This is a genomic window from Pseudomonadota bacterium (assembly GCA_018242545.1).
Lineage (GTDB): Bacteria > Pseudomonadota > Alphaproteobacteria > 16-39-46 > 16-39-46 > 16-39-46.
Genome location: JAFEBT010000035.1, coordinates 1 through 18,684, shown reverse-complemented (window position 1 = coordinate 18,684; position 18,684 = coordinate 1). Strand labels below are relative to the sequence as shown.

Below are 18,684 nucleotides of genomic sequence, written 5' to 3'. Positions count from 1 at the left end.
TGACACCTGCCATTCATTTTTTCCTTTCATTATGAACATGTCAGCAACTATATCTCTTTTCTTTTTAAAAGTCTATTTGTTATTTTAATTTATGGAAATAGTATAAGAACGGGATCTGGAAGCTTTATAAATTTTCTATCTTAACCTGAATAAGAAAAACAACGTTAGGGTATCCAGCTTGGAGATTGTTCATTGCAATTTATATCGTAAATCAGCGCGCCGGAGCATCCTGTTCCTTCTTCATATGGAGTTTGAGGGTATAGATTACCCCAGTCCTCATGTAATCAACAAATGTCGATTATATGAGGTTTAAATGGCATTTTTTCATCTATAAAGTATATTTTTAAAAAAGCGGTAAGTTTAGTTGTTATAAAAGAACGTTAACAAATTGGTAAAAAGAGATGAGTGGAGTAATTTGAAAAAGGAAAAAAGTTTTTTGTTTTTTTAGGAATTTCATCTTCTGAATGTGTCACATGATATGACGCAAATGACAGTTTATTTAAGAGGAGCGTGACTTTTAGTATGTTTCAGAAGATAAATGCCACTGAAAATAATAATAAAGCTCCCTAAAATGAGTGAAGACGAGGGCGGTTGATTCCAAATCATTTCATCAAATAATAAAGACCACAGAAGCTGTGTATAAATTAAAGGTGCTAAAAAAGCAGGACTTGCTTGCCGAAAAGCAAGAACAAGAAAACTTTGACCCAGCGCTCCAAAAACCCCAAGCCCAAGGATGTCCCATACATGGTCTTGAATGAGAGGAACCCATGTCTCAAAAGGCGTAAAAATCATCCCTCCAAGTGTTGAAAACAAAGCATAATAAAATAAAATGGTAAGGATTCTATCCTGTTTAACAATCTTACGAAAAGAAAGCAAAACAAGTGCATCAAAAGTAACGGCTAAGACACAAGCAAGAGCAGGTTTAAGATGAAGCGTAAAGGGAGCTGTAAAGGGCTTCGTTATAATTAAAACGCCTCCAAAGCCAAGGGTAATTGCAAGCCAATTTTTAAGTTTTATAGGCTCTTTAAAAAAGAAAAAAGAAAGAAGAGTAATAATAAACGTTTCAGAGAAACTAATTGCTGTTGCATCCGAAAGAGGCATCAAATCAAAAGCATAAAATAAAAAATAAAGACAAAAAGCTGATAAAATCCCTTGAAAGGCATGAATTTTAAGATGAGATGTCGAAAAAACCGAAGAGAGATGCTTAAAGTGACGGATTAAAATATAAAAAGTTAAAGGGATGAAAAAAATAAGTCCCCTTAAAATGACCATTTCTCCGAGGGGATAATATTCGGAGGATGTTTTAATAAAAACATTTGCAATTGAATAAGCAAGGACACCCAAAAGAAAATAAAAAGCACCTTTTAGAGGATGAGAGTTCTTTTGGGGATTGCTTTCTAAAAGAGGAAGGTATTCAACGAGCGTAAAGTTATCTCCAGTTTCTCTCATCCATGTCCACCTTCTGGACTTAACGGAATTTCTTCTGTAATTGTGGCTTGTGTGGGAGATTTATAAATAACATAACATCCGCTTCCAATAAGGATGGCTGCGCCTATAAAGGTATAGATATCTGGAATTTCGCCCCAAATTAAATATCCGAAAAGAGCTGACCAAATGAGAATAGAATAAATAAGAGGGGAGAGAAGCCCCGCTGGTGCATATTGAAAGGCTTGCGTGGCAAAAAGTTGTCCTAAAAGACTAAAAAATCCAACACCTACTAAGAAAAGAAGGTCTTCTGAAGACGCAATTGGTACCCATCCTTCGAAGACCATTAGGCAAAGACCAAAAAAGAGAGAAAAAAGCGCGTAATAAACTAAAATGGTAAGAACAGAATCTTTTTTTCCCATTTTACGTGGATAAAGGAGGACCATGCCATCTAAAAGTCCTCCAATGAGCATAAAGATGGCCCCAAGTTCTATAAAATTAGAAAGATCTGAACCAGGGCGTGCGATAACCAAAACACCTGAAAAGCCAATAAAGATGGCGATCCATTGTGGAAAACTTACTTTTTCTTTTAAGAAAGGAATGGATATGATGGACATAAACAAGACATTCGTGAATCCTAAAACAGTTGCATTTGCAAGCGGGAGAAGTCCAAGTCCTGCAAAGATGCACCAAAGAGAGACAATAACAAGAAACCCTCTAAAAAAATGAGATTTTAAATTTTCTGTTTTAAAAACAGTAAAAGGTTTTGTTTTTTTCTGAATGAAAAAAATGTAAAAAAGAAGAGGAAGAAGAATGGTAAAACTTCGAATACTTAAAATTTGTGAAATGGAATAAGTTTGTGTGGTGTCTTTTACGAGGGCATTCCCAATTCCAAAAAAGAAAAACGCAAGCAGCATCGATAAAATGCCTTTTGAATGTTTTTGAAAAAGCGTTTGAGGCATTGGGACTCCCGTTTTTGAAATTATGAAATCTAATCGTTTATTGCATATTTTAAATCTTCGTCATCTTCATCATCGTCATCAAAATCATCAAGATCTAAAAGATCTTCCTCTTGGTCAAGGACAGAAGAAGAAAGAGTCGCTCCTTTTTTCTCGAGATATCGAAAGGGTTCTTGTTCTCTTTGATCAGCGCCATCTAAATAGCTTAAAATTTGTTGATTGAGTTCGAGCATATGCTCTTTAAAAAAATGGCCTGCTCCTTCAATAACATTATGTGTAATGGTGATCCCGCGTTGCTTTGAAAGTTTTTCAATCAAGAGTTTAATAGAATCTGGTGGAACAATATCATCCCTGTCCCCATGAAGAATCATTCCCGAAACAGGGCAGGGGGCAAGAAAACTAAAGTCGTACATGTTTGCAGGAGGAGCAATAGAAATAAACCCACGTACTTCTGGACGTCGCATGAGAAGCTGCATCCCAATCCATGCGCCAAAAGAAAATCCAGAGACCCAAAATGAACGTGCATTGGGTCTAAAGGCTTGAAGCCAATCTAGCAAAGTGGCAGCATCACTAAGCTCTCCTTCTCCTTCATCATAAGATCCTTCAGAACGTCCAACGCCGCGAAAGTTAAATCGCATAACGGTAAATCCTTTTTGGACAAAGGCTTGATAAGTCAAGTAAGTAACTTTGTTATTCATGCTTCCGCCATGGAGGGGGTGTGGATGAAGAATTAAGGCTACGGGAGCATCTAAATTGGGAGAAAGATGATAGCGTCCTTCGAGCCGTCCAACGGGGCCATTAATGATAATTTCTGGCATGAAAATCCTCATAAATATAGAAGAGGTTAAAGAGAAAGTGGTCAAAAATCATAATTGATGAATTACTGTAAAAGAAAAGTTTTTTTTTTTAAAGAGAAATCTCATTTTTTTTGACGAAATTCAATTTTAGGTGTATAGCTTTTAAAGTTGATTTTATTAGTCAAGTTTTGAGTTATTGCTTTTAAAAAAATTAAAGAAGTTCTGTTAAATAAGGATATATTTCAGATGCATCTTGGAACGAAGGGTAGATATGCTGTAATGGCCATGATTCAACTTGTGGCGGCTGAGAAAGAGCAACGATATAAAGGATATCCTATTCCTCTTTCTGTAATTGCAGAGCAACAAGAAATTTCTATTTTGTATCTTGAGCAAATTTTTTCAAAACTCAGAAAAAAAGGGTTAGTTCGAAGTGTTCGTGGCGTAGGAGGAGGATATGTTCTTGGAAGACCCCCCCATGAGATTTCTGTGGCCGATGTTATGGAAGCTGCAGAAGAGTCTTTTCATATAACACGGTGCACCCCTCAAAATAAAAAAGGATGTCTCCATAATCAAAAAAGATGCCAAGTTCATCATGTATGGGAAGAGCTTGAAAGGCGTCTTTTTCAATATCTTCACTCTCTTTCTTTAGAAGAAATTTATCAAGACCCTCAAACCAATCGAGAAAATCAACTTATTGAAGTTAAAAATGTCTAGAGCCCACAGAGTGATTTACTTAGATTATAATGCCAATGCGCCTCTTGGAAAAGGGGTGAAAGAGGCGATGTGTTCTGCTTTAGACCATTTTGGGAATCCTTCTTCGATTCATCAATCGGGAAAAAAAGCAAAAGCTATAATTAATAAAACACGTGAAATTTTAGGGGATTATTTAGATGTTCCTCCGCAAAATCTTATTTTTACAAGTGGTGGTACAGAAGCAAATGCTATGGCCTTGAGAGGTGTGGATGCGGATGTTTTTTTGGTTTCTTCCATTGAACATGCTTCCGTATTTCAAACAGCCCAACATCACCCAAATGCACACTTTCAGAAAATTCCAGTTAATTCTCAAGGGATTATTGATTTAGAGGCTTTGACGTCTCTTTTAAAATCTGTTCAAGGAAAAAAAGTATTGGTTTCAGTGATGATGGCCAATAATGAATGTGGGGTCATAGAGCCGATCTCAGAAATTCGAGAAATCGTTCATAAACATGCGGCTTTAATGCATGTGGACGCAGCCCAATCTCTTGGAAAAATTCCAATTTCACAGGAAGACTTAAAAGTTGATCTCATGAGCTTTTCAGGGCATAAAATTGGGGGACCCATGGGCGTGGGGGCACTTTATATTCGAGAAGGACTCCCTTTTAAAGGTCTTTATGAAGGAGGAGGCCAAGAACGTCGTTTGCGCTCGGGAACTGAAAATGTTTCTGGAATTGCCGGTTTTGGGAAAGCCATTGAAAACATTGATCTTCCAAAATGGGAAGTCATAAAATCCCATCGTTTATTTTTAGAATCAACGTTAAGAGAAAAGTTTTCAGATCTTTTTATTGCTTCAGATAAGGTTTCTCGCCTTCCAAATACCACCTTAATGAGCAGGCCTTCTCTACCGAGCAGCACTCAAGTTATTCAATTGGACTTAGAGGGAATTTGCGTGAGTTCTGGAGCTTCCTGTTCATCGGGAGTTGTTAAGGGATTTTCTGTCTTAAAAGCGATGGGAGTGCGGCAAGAAATTGTCTCCTCTGTTATTCGCATAAGCTTAGGACCAGAAACTGGCCGAGAAGATATTGAACGTTTTATTACTGTCTATTCACATATACAAGGAAAATCTTAAATGAAGATAACAAGGCCAATTTATCTTGATTATCAGGCAACAACACCCTGTGATGCACGGGTATTCGAAAAAATGATTCCTTTTTTTAAAGAGGACTTTGGAAATCCACATTCTCGGAATCATGTATATGGATGGCATGCAGAGGAAGCTGTTGAAAAAGCACGTGCGCAAATTGCTCACGTTCTTCATGCTGATCCAAGGGAAATTGTTTTTACAAGTGGCGCGACAGAAGCAAATAATTTAGCGCTTAAAGGAGCGGCCTATTTTTATAAAGATCAAAAAAATCATCTTATAACCACTTTAACGGAGCATAAGTGTGTTCTTGATACGTGTCGTTATCTTGAACAGAATGGATTTAGGATTACATACTTGCCTGTTCTACCAAATGGACTTATTGATATAAATGTTCTTTCAAAAGCGTTGACGCCTCAGACAAGTGTTGTGTCAATTATGGCAGTTAATAACGAAATTGGCGTTATCCAACCCCTTTCAGAAATTGGAGAACTTTGTCGGGCCAAAGGGGTGTTATTTCATACAGATGCCGCTCAAGCTGTTGGAAAAATCCCCCTTGATGTCAATTCAATGAATATTGATTTATTAAGTCTTTCAGGACATAAGATATATGGTCCCAAAGGTATTGGAGCTCTTTATGTTCGAAGAAAGCCACGCGTTCGACTCGAAACGCTTATTCATGGCGGCGGACAAGAACGTGGGTTTAGGTCTGGAACACTTCCGACACCCCTTTGTGTTGGATTGGGAGAAGCATGTTTCATTGCAGATCAAGAAAGAGATGCGGAGAATGAGCGCTTAAGAAATCTTAGAAATAGATTTCTTGAAAAAATACAAAGTGCTCTTTCAGATGTTTATTTAAATGGAGATCTTGAAAAAAGAATTCCTGGAAATTTAAATTTAAGTTTTGCTTATGTTGAAGGTGAGGGATTGATGATGGGAATTAAGAATTTAGCATTATCATCTGGGTCCGCATGTACATCAGAATCTTTAGAGCCTTCTTATGTTTTAAGAGCTCTCGGTGTGTCAGAAGATTTAGCGCATACTTCATTGCGAATTGGGTTTGGTCGATTTACGACAGACCAGGAAGTAGATGAAGCTGCTGAGAGTATTATTAAAGCGGTGAAGCGTCTTCGTGAAATGAGTCCTCTTTGGGAAATGGCCCAAATGGGAATTGATGTTAATTCTGTAAAATGGGCAGGGCATTAAAAGAGGAGAGAGAAATATGTCATATAGTCGGCAACTTTTAGATCATTATGAAAACCCTCGTAATGTGGGGGCGTTAGATCCAAAAGATAAGAATGTGGGAACGGGGCTTGTTGGGGCACCTGCGTGTGGAGATGTTATGAAGCTTCAAATTCGCGTTACGGACGATGGGGTGATTGAAGAAGCAAAGTTTAAGACCTTTGGGTGTGGTTCTGCGATTGCGTCCAGTTCTTATGTGACGGAACTTTTATGTGGTATGACGTTGACTGAAGCAACGAATATTAAAAATAATTCAATTGCCCAGCATCTCGCCCTTCCCCCTGTAAAAATTCATTGTTCTGTGCTCGCTGAGGATGCCATTAAAGCGGCCATAGAAGACTATCAAAATAAACAATCTTCTAAAGGCCGAGAATAAAAATGACTGCTCCTGAAAGGTCGCGTCCGTCTTTTCTAAAAGTAGATGAAAATGCTGCCAAGAAAATTAAAGAACTTCTTGAAAAGCGTCAAAAACCTTCTCTTGGGATTCGGATTGGTGTTAAATCAAGGGGATGTTCCGGACTTTCGTATGTTCTTGAATATGCAGATGAGGCCTCTCCTTTAGATGAAAAGATAACGGTCCATGGTGTAAGCCTCTTTATTGAAGCAAAGGCTGTTATGTTTTTAATTGGAACAGAAATGACCTATGAGGAAACGGATTTGAATTCTGGGTTTGTCTTTAAAAACCCAAATGAAAAAGGTCGGTGTGGGTGTGGAGAATCTTTTCATGTTTGAAAAGGAAATTTCTGAGCATTTTTGTGAATTTCCTGAAGACCCAACAGACGTTTCTCATTTTTTTTGTAAACTTTGTGGAAAGCTTTCAAAGCCAAAGAAGTCTTCTTCATACTTTCATATTTTAGGACTAAAAGAGGAGTATTTACTCAGTTTGCAAGAACTTGAAAAAAATTATCTGATGCGACAACGCCTCTTACATCCTGATCAATTTGTTCTAAAATCAGAAGAAGAGCGTATAAAAGCTGAAGACTACACGATGCTTTTAAATGAAGCCTATCGTATTCTTAAATCTTCCGCTTTAAGAGGCCATCATCTTTTGAGCTTAAACAAAAGGTCCGAAGAAAGTTTAAAAAAAACGCAAGATCCCCTTTTTTTAATGATGATGATGGAAGCACAAGAACGTTTAAAGATGCTTGAAAATGAAGTTGAGCTTCTGAAAGCAAAAAATGAAATAAAAGCGCGTCTTTTAAAGTGCGAAAAAGCAATAGGCGAGGCTTTTGAAAGCAAGGATTTTCAAAAAGCCTCTGACCTTTTAGATCAACTCCAATATCATATGTCTCTTTATAAAATGGTTCAGGAAAAAGTACGATGACACATTACTTTCAAATCACAGAACCATTGAAAGAAAAAGATAAAGAAACAGCTGAAAATAATTCTCCTGCTCTTGGAATTGATCTTGGCACGACAAACACCGTTGTCGCTGTCTTAGAAGAGAAAGAATCCCTACCACGGCTTATTAAAATGTCCAAAGGGACCACTCTTATTCCTTCAATTGTGTCTTATACACAAGAGGGCATTCATGTTGGTGAGGAAGCTCTGCATGACCTAATGTTTTCTTCAGAAAAAGTTATAAAGTCTGCAAAACGTTTTATGAATCAGGTTGGTTTAAAAACTTTTAACATGCAGGGAAAGCCTATAACACCTCTTGATGTCTCTGCTGAGATTTTAAAATTTATCAAAGAGCAAGCCTCCCTAGATTTAAAAAAGCCTATTACAAAAGCAGTTATTACCATTCCAGCCTATTTTGATGAAGCTGCCCGTTTTGCAACAAAGATGGCTGCCGAGAAAGCAGGCCTTGAGGTCTTACGGCTCATTCATGAACCGACGGCAGCCGCGCTTGCCTATGGCCTTGATAAAAAGGTAGAGGGTCTCTACGCCGTCTATGATTTAGGAGGAGGGACCTTTGATTTTTCCCTCCTCAGGCTTGAAAAAGGTCTTTTTAAGGTCATTGCAACAGGAGGCGACCTTAAGCTTGGAGGGGATGATTTTGATGAGGCTCTTTTAGCATTTTTAAAAGATCAAAATCTGGAACTTAAAGCCGAACTTGAAAAAAACCCTGCTCACTTAACTGACGTGTTATTAAAGGTACGTTCCTTAAAAGAGAAGTTGAGCATAATGGCGTCACTCGAAGAATCTTTCCAAGTTGACGAAAAAATCATTTCGGTATCTTTAACACAAGATCAGTATAATCATCTTATTCAAGAAATGATTGGAAAAACGATTAAAATCGTTTCATCTGTCCTTCAGGATGCTGATGTTAAAAAAGAAGAGATAGAAGGTCTTATATTGGTTGGAGGCGCAACAAGGACGCCCCTTGTTCGAAAAATGCTTAAAACATTTTTTAACAAAGAACCTTTAACAAATTTAGATCCCGATCATGTGGTTGCTATAGGCGCCGCTTATCAAGCGCATGCCCTTGTTTTTGGATCGGATACGCTTCTTCTTGATGTGACCCCTCTTTCTTTGGGAATTGAGACAATGGGAGGCATTGTGGATAGAATTATTCCGAGAAATAGCCCGATTCCTTTGCGACAATCTCAAGAATTTACGACCTCTGAGGATGGACAAAATGCGCTTTTGATTCATGTTGTCCAAGGAGAAAGAGAGCTTGTATCAGATTGTCAATCCCTTGCGCGTTTTGAGTTGAGAGGAATTCCGCCGATGCCCGCCGGCCTTCCTCGAATTAATGTTTCTTTTTCCATGGATGCAGATGGACTTTTGACTGTTTCTGCCCATGAGAAGTCAACAGGTATTCATCAAGAAATTACCGTTTATCCTACTTATGGAATGGATCTCGAAAAAATTAAAGAGACACTCTTTGAGAGTCTCCATCATGGGGAGGAAGATCTTCAAAAACGTCTCCTTTTAGAGGCACGTTTTCATTTAGAGCAAGACATTCAGCTTGTTAAAAAAGCGCTCGAAAAAGATCAAGATTCTTCTCAACATAACGGTTTGAAAACGCTTTTAAAAGAAAGCGAAGACGCTTTAATTCAAGAAAATGTGAGTCTTTTAAAAGAAAAGCAGCAAGCGCTTTCACAAGGAGCAGAATTTCTTATGGAAAAAAGGTTGTCAAAAGAAGTTCAGAAAGTTTTAAGGAAAATTCCGAAAGAAGTTTAAAATTTCTCAGCTTTTTTTATATTTGCAAGTTCTTCTGGACTGAACTTATAGGAATTTCTCCCAATATAAAGGGGTTTTAGTTTTACTTTCCATGCACCAGTTGGTTCCTTGGTATACTGCATTCCTTCGACAACACAATATCCAACATTGTTATGGTGGTAATGCGTTAATACCGTTACATCAGCCCTATTGGGTAAAAACTCATATCTATGCCACTGTGAGTTATAATTACTCCTATCTGGAAGAGGAACATTAATATCCCCAACATCGGCTTTATGTGAAATTGTGCCAGAAAGCGCAATTTGATAACTTTTTTGAGGGGTGTGCCATGCTTGATATAAGCCTACATTGTTGGACGCCTGTAAGTGTTTCATTTTAGGGCTATTGGGATTTGTGTGAAGATAAAAAGAATGGCTGTCTGGTTGAGGGGTTACTCCAACTGCTCGTGTGAAGATAAAATTTGTAAGAGGGTCTATTGTTGTAAGAGAACCAACTGAAACAGGACCTACAGGTTTAAATGCCCCTGCTGCATCTAAACGATTTTGAAATTCCTGCCACACTGCAACAGGGCTGTTGTATTCTTGTATATCAGTTTGTAATTGAGGAGTAAAAGATTCCAAAGGATGAAAGACTGTTCCTCCTTGAACGATGATGTCTCCATTTGCAGCATGGATATAATTTGTAGAATAAGAAAAAAGCAAAGCAGAAGAAAAAACAAAAAGATATTTTTTATAATTCATTACACAGTATTCCTTGTTTGATATTGTTAAATTTTTTACTTTTAAAAAGCGGACTAATTTTTAGAAAAGTTTTGGGTAACAACCGCTTTAACTCAATCAAGATGAACCTTCTTCTTTCTAATAAAAAGAATTTATTAAAAGTATTTTCCAAATAAATTCTTTTGTAAAGAGATATCGCTTTTTAAATAGAATAAAAAAATAGAAGAGGTTGAAAAGGAAAAACGCATGGAATCCAGAGTAATTCCATGCGTTTATGCTTTGTGAGGATAAAAAATTAATTAGATTTTTTTAGAATATCTTCTTTAACAGCGCCATAATGCTCTTCCATTTTTTGTCCCACCGCTTGGAAGCCTTTATGAACTTCTTTAATACGGCTTAAAGTGTCATTAATGAGGGGAAGGGCCGCACTTTGTTTTTCAGGGGACGCTGCCGCATAAGCATTAGCAATTGTAAGGTGTGCTAATTGGATATTTTGAATATTGCCAAGGGTAATATTTGACATATGAGTTAATTGTGCATGAGCTGTAACTTTATCAGAGGAGATTGTGGGGTCATCTACGGTTGTTGTATTTATGTGCTCAATTCCAGCAGCCCCGCCTAAATGTCTTGCAACAACTTTCATGGCCTCTAATACGCGCCTTTGGTTGGGATGTACTTTTTTTACACCTTCATTATAAATAGCTTGGTGTTGACTTTTTTCATCAGGATGCTCTTGAAGGCCATCTGCTAACACATGTGACTTAATGGTGCCATTAATGGTTTGGCTTATTTTATGACTATGATCGATGTTTTCTCCAACAAGACGAAGAGCGTGTGTTGCATCATCGGATGAATATTTGTCCTCAGAACGAACTGCAGGTATAGTGATCCCTTTCTGAGCGGTCTCTGGTTCAGTGACCATAACATATGCAGCTTGTGTAGAACCAATTGTTATCAATTGAGCAACAACAAGTGATGCGCTTAATAACCCAAATTTTTTTATTTTCATTTTGATGCTCCGTATCTTTTTTTTTGTTACTAAAAATCTGGCACAGACGCCGGCCTTATAATTTATTATTTCCTAATATGATATCTGCAAAAATTTATTTCTGTCAATTCAATTTTAAGCATAAGATGAGGAGGAAATTTTTATAATTTTCATAAAATGAGACATTCAAAAATATGGCAAGAAAAAAGTCCTGAATCTGAAATTGAGAAAAAGCTTCTTGAAAAAGGAAAATATCTATTTTGCTTTCAAACGCCTCAAAAAAAGCTTTATTTTTCTCATAAATCTCTGTATTTAATAGAAGAGTTAAAATAATATGTCAAAGAGATTGACGGACGTTTCTATTTAAGGTTAAAATCAAGTTACAAATAACAAGCAACAAGAAAATGGAGATCTTGAGCTGAGATCGGCTTTTAAATGTCTGGAGACTTTTCAAATAAAAGAAAAACTCTTAAAATTTGTAAAAACTTCACCGTTTAAAATTTTGTCGGATTTTCTAATGAGTTTTAAATAAGGCTTTTTAACAGCTCTTTAGAAATTACAAATAAGAATGGGAGAAAATAAGAATTATGAAACATGATGAAAATAAATCAAATGCTATGACACGTGCACGACTTTCAGATGCCATTCAAGAGCGTTATGGCAGCCTTCTTGGCCTCTCCAAACAAAGATATATTGATATTGTAGATGGCTTTTTTGAGGAAATCTGTGCGCGGCTTGCCCAAGGAGAAGACGTAAAAATTTCTTCTTTTGGATCTTTTCTTGTGAATCAGAAATCATCCCGTATTGGACGCAATCCGAAAACTGGAAAAGAAGCAGAAATTGTAAAAAGAAAAGTGATTACTTTTCGGCCTTCCCATCACTTAAAGAGCCGTGTGAATTCAAAAAAGGCATAGTTCTTAGATAAAAATGCTTGTTTATGATTCTAAAAGGATAGCCATCTCAATTGAGATGGCTTTTCATATTTATGCTTTTCTTGTTCCTTTAAAAAAAATGAAGAAGAATGGAGAATCTTAGAAGAGATTTCTAAAAAAGATTTCCATTAGAATTTTGAGTTCGTAACTTTTTTCTTGCAAGGAAAGTGTGAGCAAGGTATAGAAAAGTCAATTCATCGCACGTGGGATTAGGGAGCAACGCATGTTGATCCCTCCGGTGCTTGGGAAAGTCCCAGGCTCTTTGCCCACGGAGGTCTAACCGGAAAACATTAAGGATAAACATGTCTTTACCATCATTTACATTGCGTCAACTTTTGGAAGCTGGCGTTCATTTTGGTCATTATCCCCGTCGCTGGAACCCTAAGATGGCTCCTTACATTTTTGGCGTACGAAATGGGGTCCATATTATCCATCTTGAAAAAACAGTTGTTCTTTTACATAAAGCGCTTACGACAATTAGAGATATTGTCTCCCAAGGAGGACGCGTTCTTTTTGTTGGGACAAAACCTCAGGCAAGTACGATTGTTGCTGAGTCTGCTCAAAAATGTGGACAATATTATGTCAATCATCGTTGGTTGGGTGGAATGCTCACGAATTGGAAGACCATTTCCCATTCTATTAAAAGGCTAAAAGATCTTGATAAGCTTTTGGAAGAGAAAGCAGACTTAACATTAACAAAAAAAGAACTTTTAAAGATTGAACATGAACGTGATAAACTCAGTTTGACATTAGGAGGCATTCGCGAAATGGGAGGTCGTCCTGATCTTTTAATCGTGCTTGATGTTAATAAAGATCATATTGCTATTCAAGAAGCCCAAAGATTGAATATTCCTATTATTGGAATATTGGACAGCAACTCAAATCCTGATGGGGTTACGCTTCCCGTTCCTGGAAACGATGATGCAACGCGTTCAATTGCTCTTTATTGTGATTTATTTGCAAATGCTGTCTTATCAGGTCTTCAAGCTGAAATGATTGCTGCAGGCATAGATGTTGGAGCTGCTATTTCTGCTCCGGATGAACCTGCACTCCAAGAAGAGGTTTCGGTAAGTTCTGATGAATCCCCCCAAGAAACAGCACGTGAAGCATCATAAAAGTTAAGATGCTCAAAAATTTGGAAGGAGTTTTCATCATTCTTTCCAAAAGGCGTGTCAGTAAGTTAAAAGATATTTATTGAGGTAAAAATGACAGAGATTACGTCTCAGCTGGTAAAAACCCTGCGTGAAAAAACCGGGGCTGGTATGATGGATTGTAAAAAGGCTCTTGAAGCTGTCAATGGAGACTTAGAAGAAGGAATTGATTGGCTCCGGAAAAAAGGCCTTTCTGCGGCAGCAAAGAAATCTGGACGTGTTGCATCTGAAGGCCTTATTGGTGTTGTCACACAAGGGACAACCGGTGTTCTTTTAGAAGTCAATGCGGAAACAGATTTTGTGGCACGGAATGAGCAATTTCAAAAGTTTGTAAAGACAGCATCTCATATTGCTCTTGAAGATGTCGCTGATCTTGAAGCTCTTAAAGCAAAACCTTATCCTGATTCTGGACGCACCGTAGAAGAAGAACTGACACAATTGATCGCAACTGTTGGAGAAAATATGACATTGCGTCGTTTGGGTAAATTAAAGGTTCAAAATGGCGTTGTATGCTCTTACATCCATACTCAAGTTGCGCCAGAACTTGGACGTATTGGTGTTTTAGTGGCTCTTGAATCTACAGGAAATAAAGAAAAACTTCATGAGCTGGGGATGAATCTTGCGATGCATATTGCAGCTGCACGACCTGAAGCTCTTAAAACAGATGATGTTTCTTCAGAGTCTCTTGATCGTGAGCGCCGCATTTTTCGGGAGCAATCACTTGCATCTGGAAAATCCGAAGATGTTATTGAAAAGATGATCGAAGGACGTATCCGGAAGTACTTGGAAGAAGTTGTCTTGTGGGAACAAGTTTACGTTATTGATGGTAAATCAAAAATCAGCAAAATACTTGAAGAAGCTGGAAAAGAGATAGGGACTCCAGTGACTCTTATAGCATTTGAACGTTTTGAACTTGGTGAGGGAATTGAAAAAAAGACAACGGACTTTGCGTCTGAAGTCGCTGAACAATTGGCAAAATAAAGAAAGCATATGATGGTTTCAGAGACATGCCAACCTTTATATGAACGCGTTCTTTTGAAAGTTTCGGGAGAAGCTCTCATGGGTGAGGCGGGATATGGTCTTGACATAAAAGTTCTTGAAAGCCTTGTGCAAGACCTTAAGTCTCTTAAAACTTTAGGGGTTCAGATTTGTCTTGTTGTTGGTGGCGGAAATATCTTTCGTGGTCTTTCTGGAGCTTCTAAAGGAATGGATCGTGTCTCAGCAGATTATATGGGGATGCTTGCAACGGTAATGAACGCCTTGGCAATTCAAAGTTTTTGTGAAAAAGAACAGCTTTCAGCACATGTTTTATCTGCCATTGCCATGTCTCCAATTTGTGAGATCTATGATCCCTTGAAAGCCCGTCAATATCTACAGGATGGAAAAATTGTTATCTGTGCTGGGGGGACGGGCGATCCTTTTTTTACAACTGATACGGCAGCAGCTTTAAGAGCTTCAGAAACGAAATGTGATGTGATTTTAAAAGGCACAAAAGTTGATGGCGTCTATTCCGAAGATCCAAAGAAAAATCTTTCAGCTCAACGTTATGAAACTTTAACCTATGAAGATGTTCTTGAAAAAAAGTTGAAAGTTATGGATGCTACAGCAATTTCACTTGCGGCAGAGAATAAAATCCCAATTCTTGTATTTTCAATGATAACACGTAAAGCTTTTGAGAATGCAGTCTTGGGGAAAGGTTTGTTTACCCGGATAAGTTAATTTAAAAAGATAAAACCATGGAAGAGGAAATCATCAATGACAAATCCTAATGTTATGGAAGACATGGCAGATTTAAAGAGACGTATGCAAGGCGCTCTTGAAGTCTTAAAAAAAGAATTTTCTGGGTTGAGGACTGGTCGTGCTTCTCAAAATTTACTGGATCCTGTTCAAATCGAAGCTTATGGGTCACGGATGCACCTCTCTCAACTGGGAACAGTTGGTGTTCCCGAGCCGCGTCTGTTGACAGTCCAAGTTTGGGATAAAAGTATGGTAAAAGCTGTTGAAAAAGGAATACGTGAGGCGGGTCTTGGGTTAAATCCTATTGCGGATGGACAACTTATTCGTGTTCCGATTCCTGATCTCTCTCAAGAACGTCGCCAAGAACTTATTAAAATTGCGTCCAAATATGCTGAGCTTGCGCGGGTAAGTGTGCGAAACGTGCGCCGGGATGGTATGGATCATTTAAAAGGACTCTTAAAGGAGTCCATCCTTTCGGAAGATGAGCATCATCATATGGGAGAAGATATTCAAAAGATAACCGATGATTTTGTAAAAAAAATAGATGAATTGTTTCATGAAAAAGAAAAAGAAATTCTTCATATATAAAATTTAAAAATATTAAGGACGTTCCCTTTTAAATGAAAGAAGCCCTTTTTAAATTGAATTTAAAGAATTGCAAACAATGAGTCCTGAAATTTTATCCAAACCTTTAGAAGATTCTTCCATAAAGCATCTTGCCTTGATTCTTGATGGAAATGGTCGGTGGGCTCTTTCTCGAGGGCTTTCAGTTGTGGAAGGCCACCGTCAAGGTGCAGAGGCGCTTCGTAATATTTTACGTGATGTATGGAATGAAGGAATTCAATATTTAACCGTATATGCTTTTTCAACAGAAAATTGGAAGCGGTCTAAACTTGAGATTTCAGGAATTATGCAGATTTTAAGATATAATCTTAAAAAACATTTAAACGAATTTCTTGAAAATAATATTCAAATTCGTATTTTAGGAGATCTTGGAAAATTTCCGAAAGACCTTATTTCTTTAATGGAAAATGCTGTTGAAAAAACAAAGAAGAACACAGGCCTTGTTTTATCTTTTGCGCTTAATTATGGGGGACGGGCTGAAATCACACGCGCTGTATATCATATTGCTAAGAAACTTGCTGGTAAAGAAATCACACTTGAAGAAATTAATGAGGATTTGGTTTCAGATCATCTTTATACGGCTGGACTTCCTGATCCTGATCTCCTTATACGAACGGGAGGGGACATAAGGATTAGCAATTATCTTTTATGGCAAATGGCTTATACAGAGTTTCTATTTACAGACATCCTTTGGCCTGATTTTTCAAAAAAAGAGTTGCTTGAAGGCCTTAATGAGTTTAAAAAAAGACAACGTCGTTTTGGAGGCGATCAACGCAAAGTTTTAAAGTCAGCAAAAAATAAAATAAAAAAATAAAGCGTAAGAGTTTTCTTGCAATCTTTAGAAGACTTCGGTAAAAGAACATCTGGCTCATAAAAATTCAGTTTTCAATAAAGGATTACTTTAATGAAAGAAAATATTCATCCTGACTATCATGAAATCACCGTTGTCATGACCGATGGAACAAGTTTTACAACCCGCTCAACATGGGGAAAAGCTGGCGATACGCTTCGTCTTGATATTGATCCAAAATCCCACCCGGCTTGGACAGGCATCCATCGTTTAATGGATTCTGGTGGACAAGTTCATAAATTTAATAAGCGGTTTCAAAATATTGGCGTAAAAGGTTAAAAACCTTTTGCTAGTTGAAACTTTAAGCAGTATTCTTATGAAAAAATAAAAAGCCTTTATTTAATAAGGCTTTTTTTATTAAATTTAACAACATTATTTTTTTTATATTTTTGGAGAAAAGAGATGAAAATAACAAAATTTTTTAAAATGTCCACAGCTCTTAGTGTCTTAGGGAGTCTTTTTTTGAGTGGTTTTTCCTATGGGATGTCGACTTGTTTTGAGCTTAAAGAAGAAGAGGGGCATCCAATTGTCGTTGTAACTCGTATCAAGACAGACCAACCTACGGGCGAGACAAGCATGCAAGGAATGCTTGAGAGATTTTCAAAAATGTCAACTTCCGACCTTGAGAAATTAACACAAGAAAAACAAATATATGATATATCTCCTGCTCCTGAAGGGTTTGAAAGAGCATTTGAGCATCTTTTCGTATCTATTACATCTTGCTTTACATTGCGAAGTGGAAAAGAAGTTCACTTGGTTCCGCTTCGGGGAGGGAAAGATGAATTTTTAGAATGGACGTGTGGTCTTTCTTGTCAAGAAAAGCGTTTCGATCCCTATGAATTTCTTCAAGCTATGCATGATAGAGCGCGGTTCATGAAGGAAGGGCTTGCGACGTTTCCTCAAATTATTGAGAGTTGTCATGCGCTCGAAGAAGGAAGAGTCGTTGTTCGGCAGGCTGACATGGACCATATTGTTTCTCTCGCTTCTTTTAAAGGATTTTCAGATGATAACCCATTGGAAGGATTAAAATCTGAAAACGACCATCTTTCGGGACTGACCTGGTGGATTATAGAAGGTGGAGCTAGAATAGGATTTGTTCAAGCTGTTAACCTAAGTGTTTACGAGGGTGAGTCTCACTTAAAAATTCCTTTTCAGCCCCGTGCAAAATTTGGTGTTTTTCCCGGGAAGGATTTTTCTGAGGGAGATCGAGATGATATTGCAAGATTTTTTCAAAAGAAAATGAATGCTCTAAAAGGAACAAGCTTTTCTTTTCCAAATATTACTGAAACCCAAGGTAAAATGGAACTTTTAACGGCGTCTTTAACTTTTAAAAAAATTGCCAGTGTTGAAAGGGAAAATCTCGAGATAGCGCCTACAACGAAGGAGCATGACATTACTCCTTTATCGTATGCCTCTCAAATGGGTCTCTTTAATCGTATTTTTGGCAGGCTCGAAGGAATGCATCAGTTGACATCGGGGGAGAAAATAAGGCTTACACCTCTTGTGGGAGGGCGGCAATTTGAAGAGTTTGGTCCTTTTTTTGGAAGAGATCCCAATGAGGCCGCTGAAAATTTTACCAACGCCCTTAAAATGAGAGATGATTTTTTTACAAAAGAACTTATCCTTATTGTTGAACTGCCTTCTATCGGTTCTGAACGTGAATCTACAATTATGCCTATAAGCAAATTCTCGATTTTAAATAGACCTTGGGAAGGTTATGGAAAAATCACATCTCAACGTACACAATGGGGTAACTTGAGGTGGCTTGTTTACACTGAAGGGAATGACCCTTTGGGAACTATTAAAGTGAATGAAACAAGTTGTATCCGATCTCTTCCTGGACTAGGTAAGCTTTATGATCCATCTTATTCTTTGAGTTTTTCTTTTAGGGGGGGGCTTGGTTCTATACTGAAGATGGATTATGACGCAGTTCAAGCTGAAATTTTACGGATTTTTGAAGATAAGTGGTGGAAAGGTTTTAAACCCATCATTACTGAGATGCCAATCCTTTAAAGGTCTTATAACAAAAAAAGACTGCTTTTGAAGAAATAACAGAGCGGTCTTTTTTTATATAACGTATACATCATGTGTTAGAAATTTAGACAGATTCAAGATTTTCATAAAAAAATATGAGTCTTCTAAGCCTTATTTTACGGCCTTTCCATCAATAAAGATTGGATGTCGTGAAAAGTTTTACGGTGTTTAAGAGAATGTAAGTTAACGTCAGTTGGATATAAGCAAGAAAAAGGAAGATATTGAAAAGATTGACTTTTAAGAAATAGAGACCATAATTT

At 37.5% G+C, this 18,684-nt stretch carries 20 protein-coding genes; 15 read left to right on the top strand and 5 right to left on the bottom strand.

Translation table 11 applies throughout. The features are described 5' to 3' along the window. Positions 1-495 precede the first annotated feature (495 nt). From JSS34_05520 to JSS34_05510, 3 genes are read right to left on the bottom strand one after another with little or no spacing between them, the layout of a single operon-like run. The gene (locus tag JSS34_05520) at positions 496-1,449 is read right to left on the bottom strand and encodes a DMT family transporter (protein ID MBS0185782.1); all 954 of its coding nucleotides are present in this window, start codon (positions 1,447-1,449) and stop codon (positions 496-498) included. Next, positions 1,446-2,387, bottom strand: coding sequence for a DMT family transporter (locus tag JSS34_05515; GenBank protein MBS0185781.1), 942 nt, complete (start codon positions 2,385-2,387; stop codon positions 1,446-1,448). Before JSS34_05515 ends, JSS34_05520 begins: the two co-directional genes overlap by 4 nt. A 29-nt stretch (positions 2,388-2,416) precedes the next feature. After that, positions 2,417-3,202 carry an alpha/beta hydrolase gene (locus JSS34_05510; protein MBS0185780.1) on the bottom strand — a complete coding sequence of 262 codons (786 nt, stop codon included), beginning with the start codon at positions 3,200-3,202 and terminating at the stop codon, positions 2,417-2,419. A gap of 225 nt (positions 3,203-3,427) precedes the next feature. On the opposite strand from JSS34_05510, the gene JSS34_05505 reads away from it, so the two are divergent. The 7 genes from JSS34_05505 to JSS34_05475 are packed head-to-tail and all read left to right on the top strand — an operon-like array spanning position 3,428 to position 9,389. Beyond that, positions 3,428-3,895, top strand: coding sequence for an Rrf2 family transcriptional regulator (locus JSS34_05505; GenBank protein ID MBS0185779.1), 468 nt, complete (start codon positions 3,428-3,430; stop codon positions 3,893-3,895). Positions 3,896-3,905: 10 nt separating this feature from the next. Then, a complete protein-coding gene (locus tag JSS34_05500; protein MBS0185778.1) occupies positions 3,906-5,006 on the top strand; it encodes a cysteine desulfurase in 1,101 nt (366 codons plus the stop codon). After that, positions 5,007-6,224 carry an IscS subfamily cysteine desulfurase gene (locus tag JSS34_05495; GenBank protein ID MBS0185777.1) on the top strand — a complete coding sequence of 406 codons (1,218 nt, stop codon included), beginning with the start codon at positions 5,007-5,009 and terminating at the stop codon, positions 6,222-6,224. It abuts the gene before it with no gap. A 16-nt stretch (positions 6,225-6,240) separates the two neighbouring features. Further along, entirely contained in the window at positions 6,241-6,636 is a 396-nt protein-coding gene (gene iscU, locus JSS34_05490; protein MBS0185776.1) for a Fe-S cluster assembly scaffold IscU, read from the top strand. 2 nt (positions 6,637-6,638) lie between these two features. Beyond that, positions 6,639-6,992, top strand: coding sequence for an iron-sulfur cluster assembly accessory protein (locus JSS34_05485; GenBank protein MBS0185775.1), 354 nt, complete (start codon positions 6,639-6,641; stop codon positions 6,990-6,992). After that, entirely contained in the window at positions 6,985-7,584 is a 600-nt protein-coding gene (hscB, locus tag JSS34_05480) for a Fe-S protein assembly co-chaperone HscB (protein ID MBS0185774.1), read from the top strand. Before JSS34_05485 ends, hscB begins: the two co-directional genes overlap by 8 nt. Continuing rightward, complete coding sequence (locus JSS34_05475; protein ID MBS0185773.1) at positions 7,581-9,389, top strand: Hsp70 family protein; 1,809 nt, start codon at positions 7,581-7,583, stop codon at positions 9,387-9,389. The genes hscB and JSS34_05475 overlap by 4 nt, the downstream gene beginning before the upstream one ends. Here JSS34_05475 and JSS34_05470 read toward each other — a convergent pair. Beyond that, the gene (locus tag JSS34_05470; protein ID MBS0185772.1) at positions 9,386-10,129 is read right to left on the bottom strand and encodes a pyridoxamine 5'-phosphate oxidase family protein; all 744 of its coding nucleotides are present in this window, start codon (positions 10,127-10,129) and stop codon (positions 9,386-9,388) included. The genes JSS34_05475 and JSS34_05470 overlap by 4 nt on opposite strands. A gap of 274 nt (positions 10,130-10,403) precedes the next feature. After that, a complete protein-coding gene (locus JSS34_05465) occupies positions 10,404-11,117 on the bottom strand; it encodes a hypothetical protein (protein ID MBS0185771.1) in 714 nt (237 codons plus the stop codon). 566 nt (positions 11,118-11,683) lie between these two features. On the opposite strand from JSS34_05465, the gene JSS34_05460 reads away from it, so the two are divergent. The 8 genes from JSS34_05460 (at position 11,684) to JSS34_05425 (ending at position 18,403) form a co-directional block, all read left to right on the top strand. Next, positions 11,684-12,010 (top strand): integration host factor subunit alpha, encoded by a 327-nt coding sequence (locus JSS34_05460; GenBank protein ID MBS0185770.1) that lies wholly within the window; start codon positions 11,684-11,686, stop codon positions 12,008-12,010. 320 nt (positions 12,011-12,330) lie between these two features. Continuing rightward, positions 12,331-13,143, top strand: a complete 813-nt coding sequence (gene rpsB, locus JSS34_05455; protein ID MBS0185769.1) for a 30S ribosomal protein S2 — start codon at positions 12,331-12,333, stop codon at positions 13,141-13,143. A 90-nt stretch (positions 13,144-13,233) separates the two neighbouring features. Continuing rightward, the gene (locus JSS34_05450; GenBank protein ID MBS0185768.1) at positions 13,234-14,160 is read left to right on the top strand and encodes an elongation factor Ts; all 927 of its coding nucleotides are present in this window, start codon (positions 13,234-13,236) and stop codon (positions 14,158-14,160) included. A gap of 9 nt (positions 14,161-14,169) precedes the next feature. Further along, a complete protein-coding gene (locus JSS34_05445; GenBank protein ID MBS0185767.1) occupies positions 14,170-14,898 on the top strand; it encodes a UMP kinase in 729 nt (242 codons plus the stop codon). Positions 14,899-14,961: 63 nt separating this feature from the next. Then, positions 14,962-15,504, top strand: a complete 543-nt coding sequence (gene frr, locus JSS34_05440; protein ID MBS0185766.1) for a ribosome recycling factor — start codon at positions 14,962-14,964, stop codon at positions 15,502-15,504. A gap of 76 nt (positions 15,505-15,580) precedes the next feature. Then, entirely contained in the window at positions 15,581-16,354 is a 774-nt protein-coding gene (locus tag JSS34_05435; protein MBS0185765.1) for an isoprenyl transferase, read from the top strand. 90 nt (positions 16,355-16,444) lie between these two features. After that, a complete protein-coding gene (rpmE, locus tag JSS34_05430) occupies positions 16,445-16,669 on the top strand; it encodes a 50S ribosomal protein L31 (protein MBS0185764.1) in 225 nt (74 codons plus the stop codon). 123 nt (positions 16,670-16,792) lie between these two features. Next, positions 16,793-18,403 (top strand): hypothetical protein, encoded by a 1,611-nt coding sequence (locus tag JSS34_05425; GenBank protein MBS0185763.1) that lies wholly within the window; start codon positions 16,793-16,795, stop codon positions 18,401-18,403. Positions 18,404-18,684: the final 281 nt, after the last annotated feature.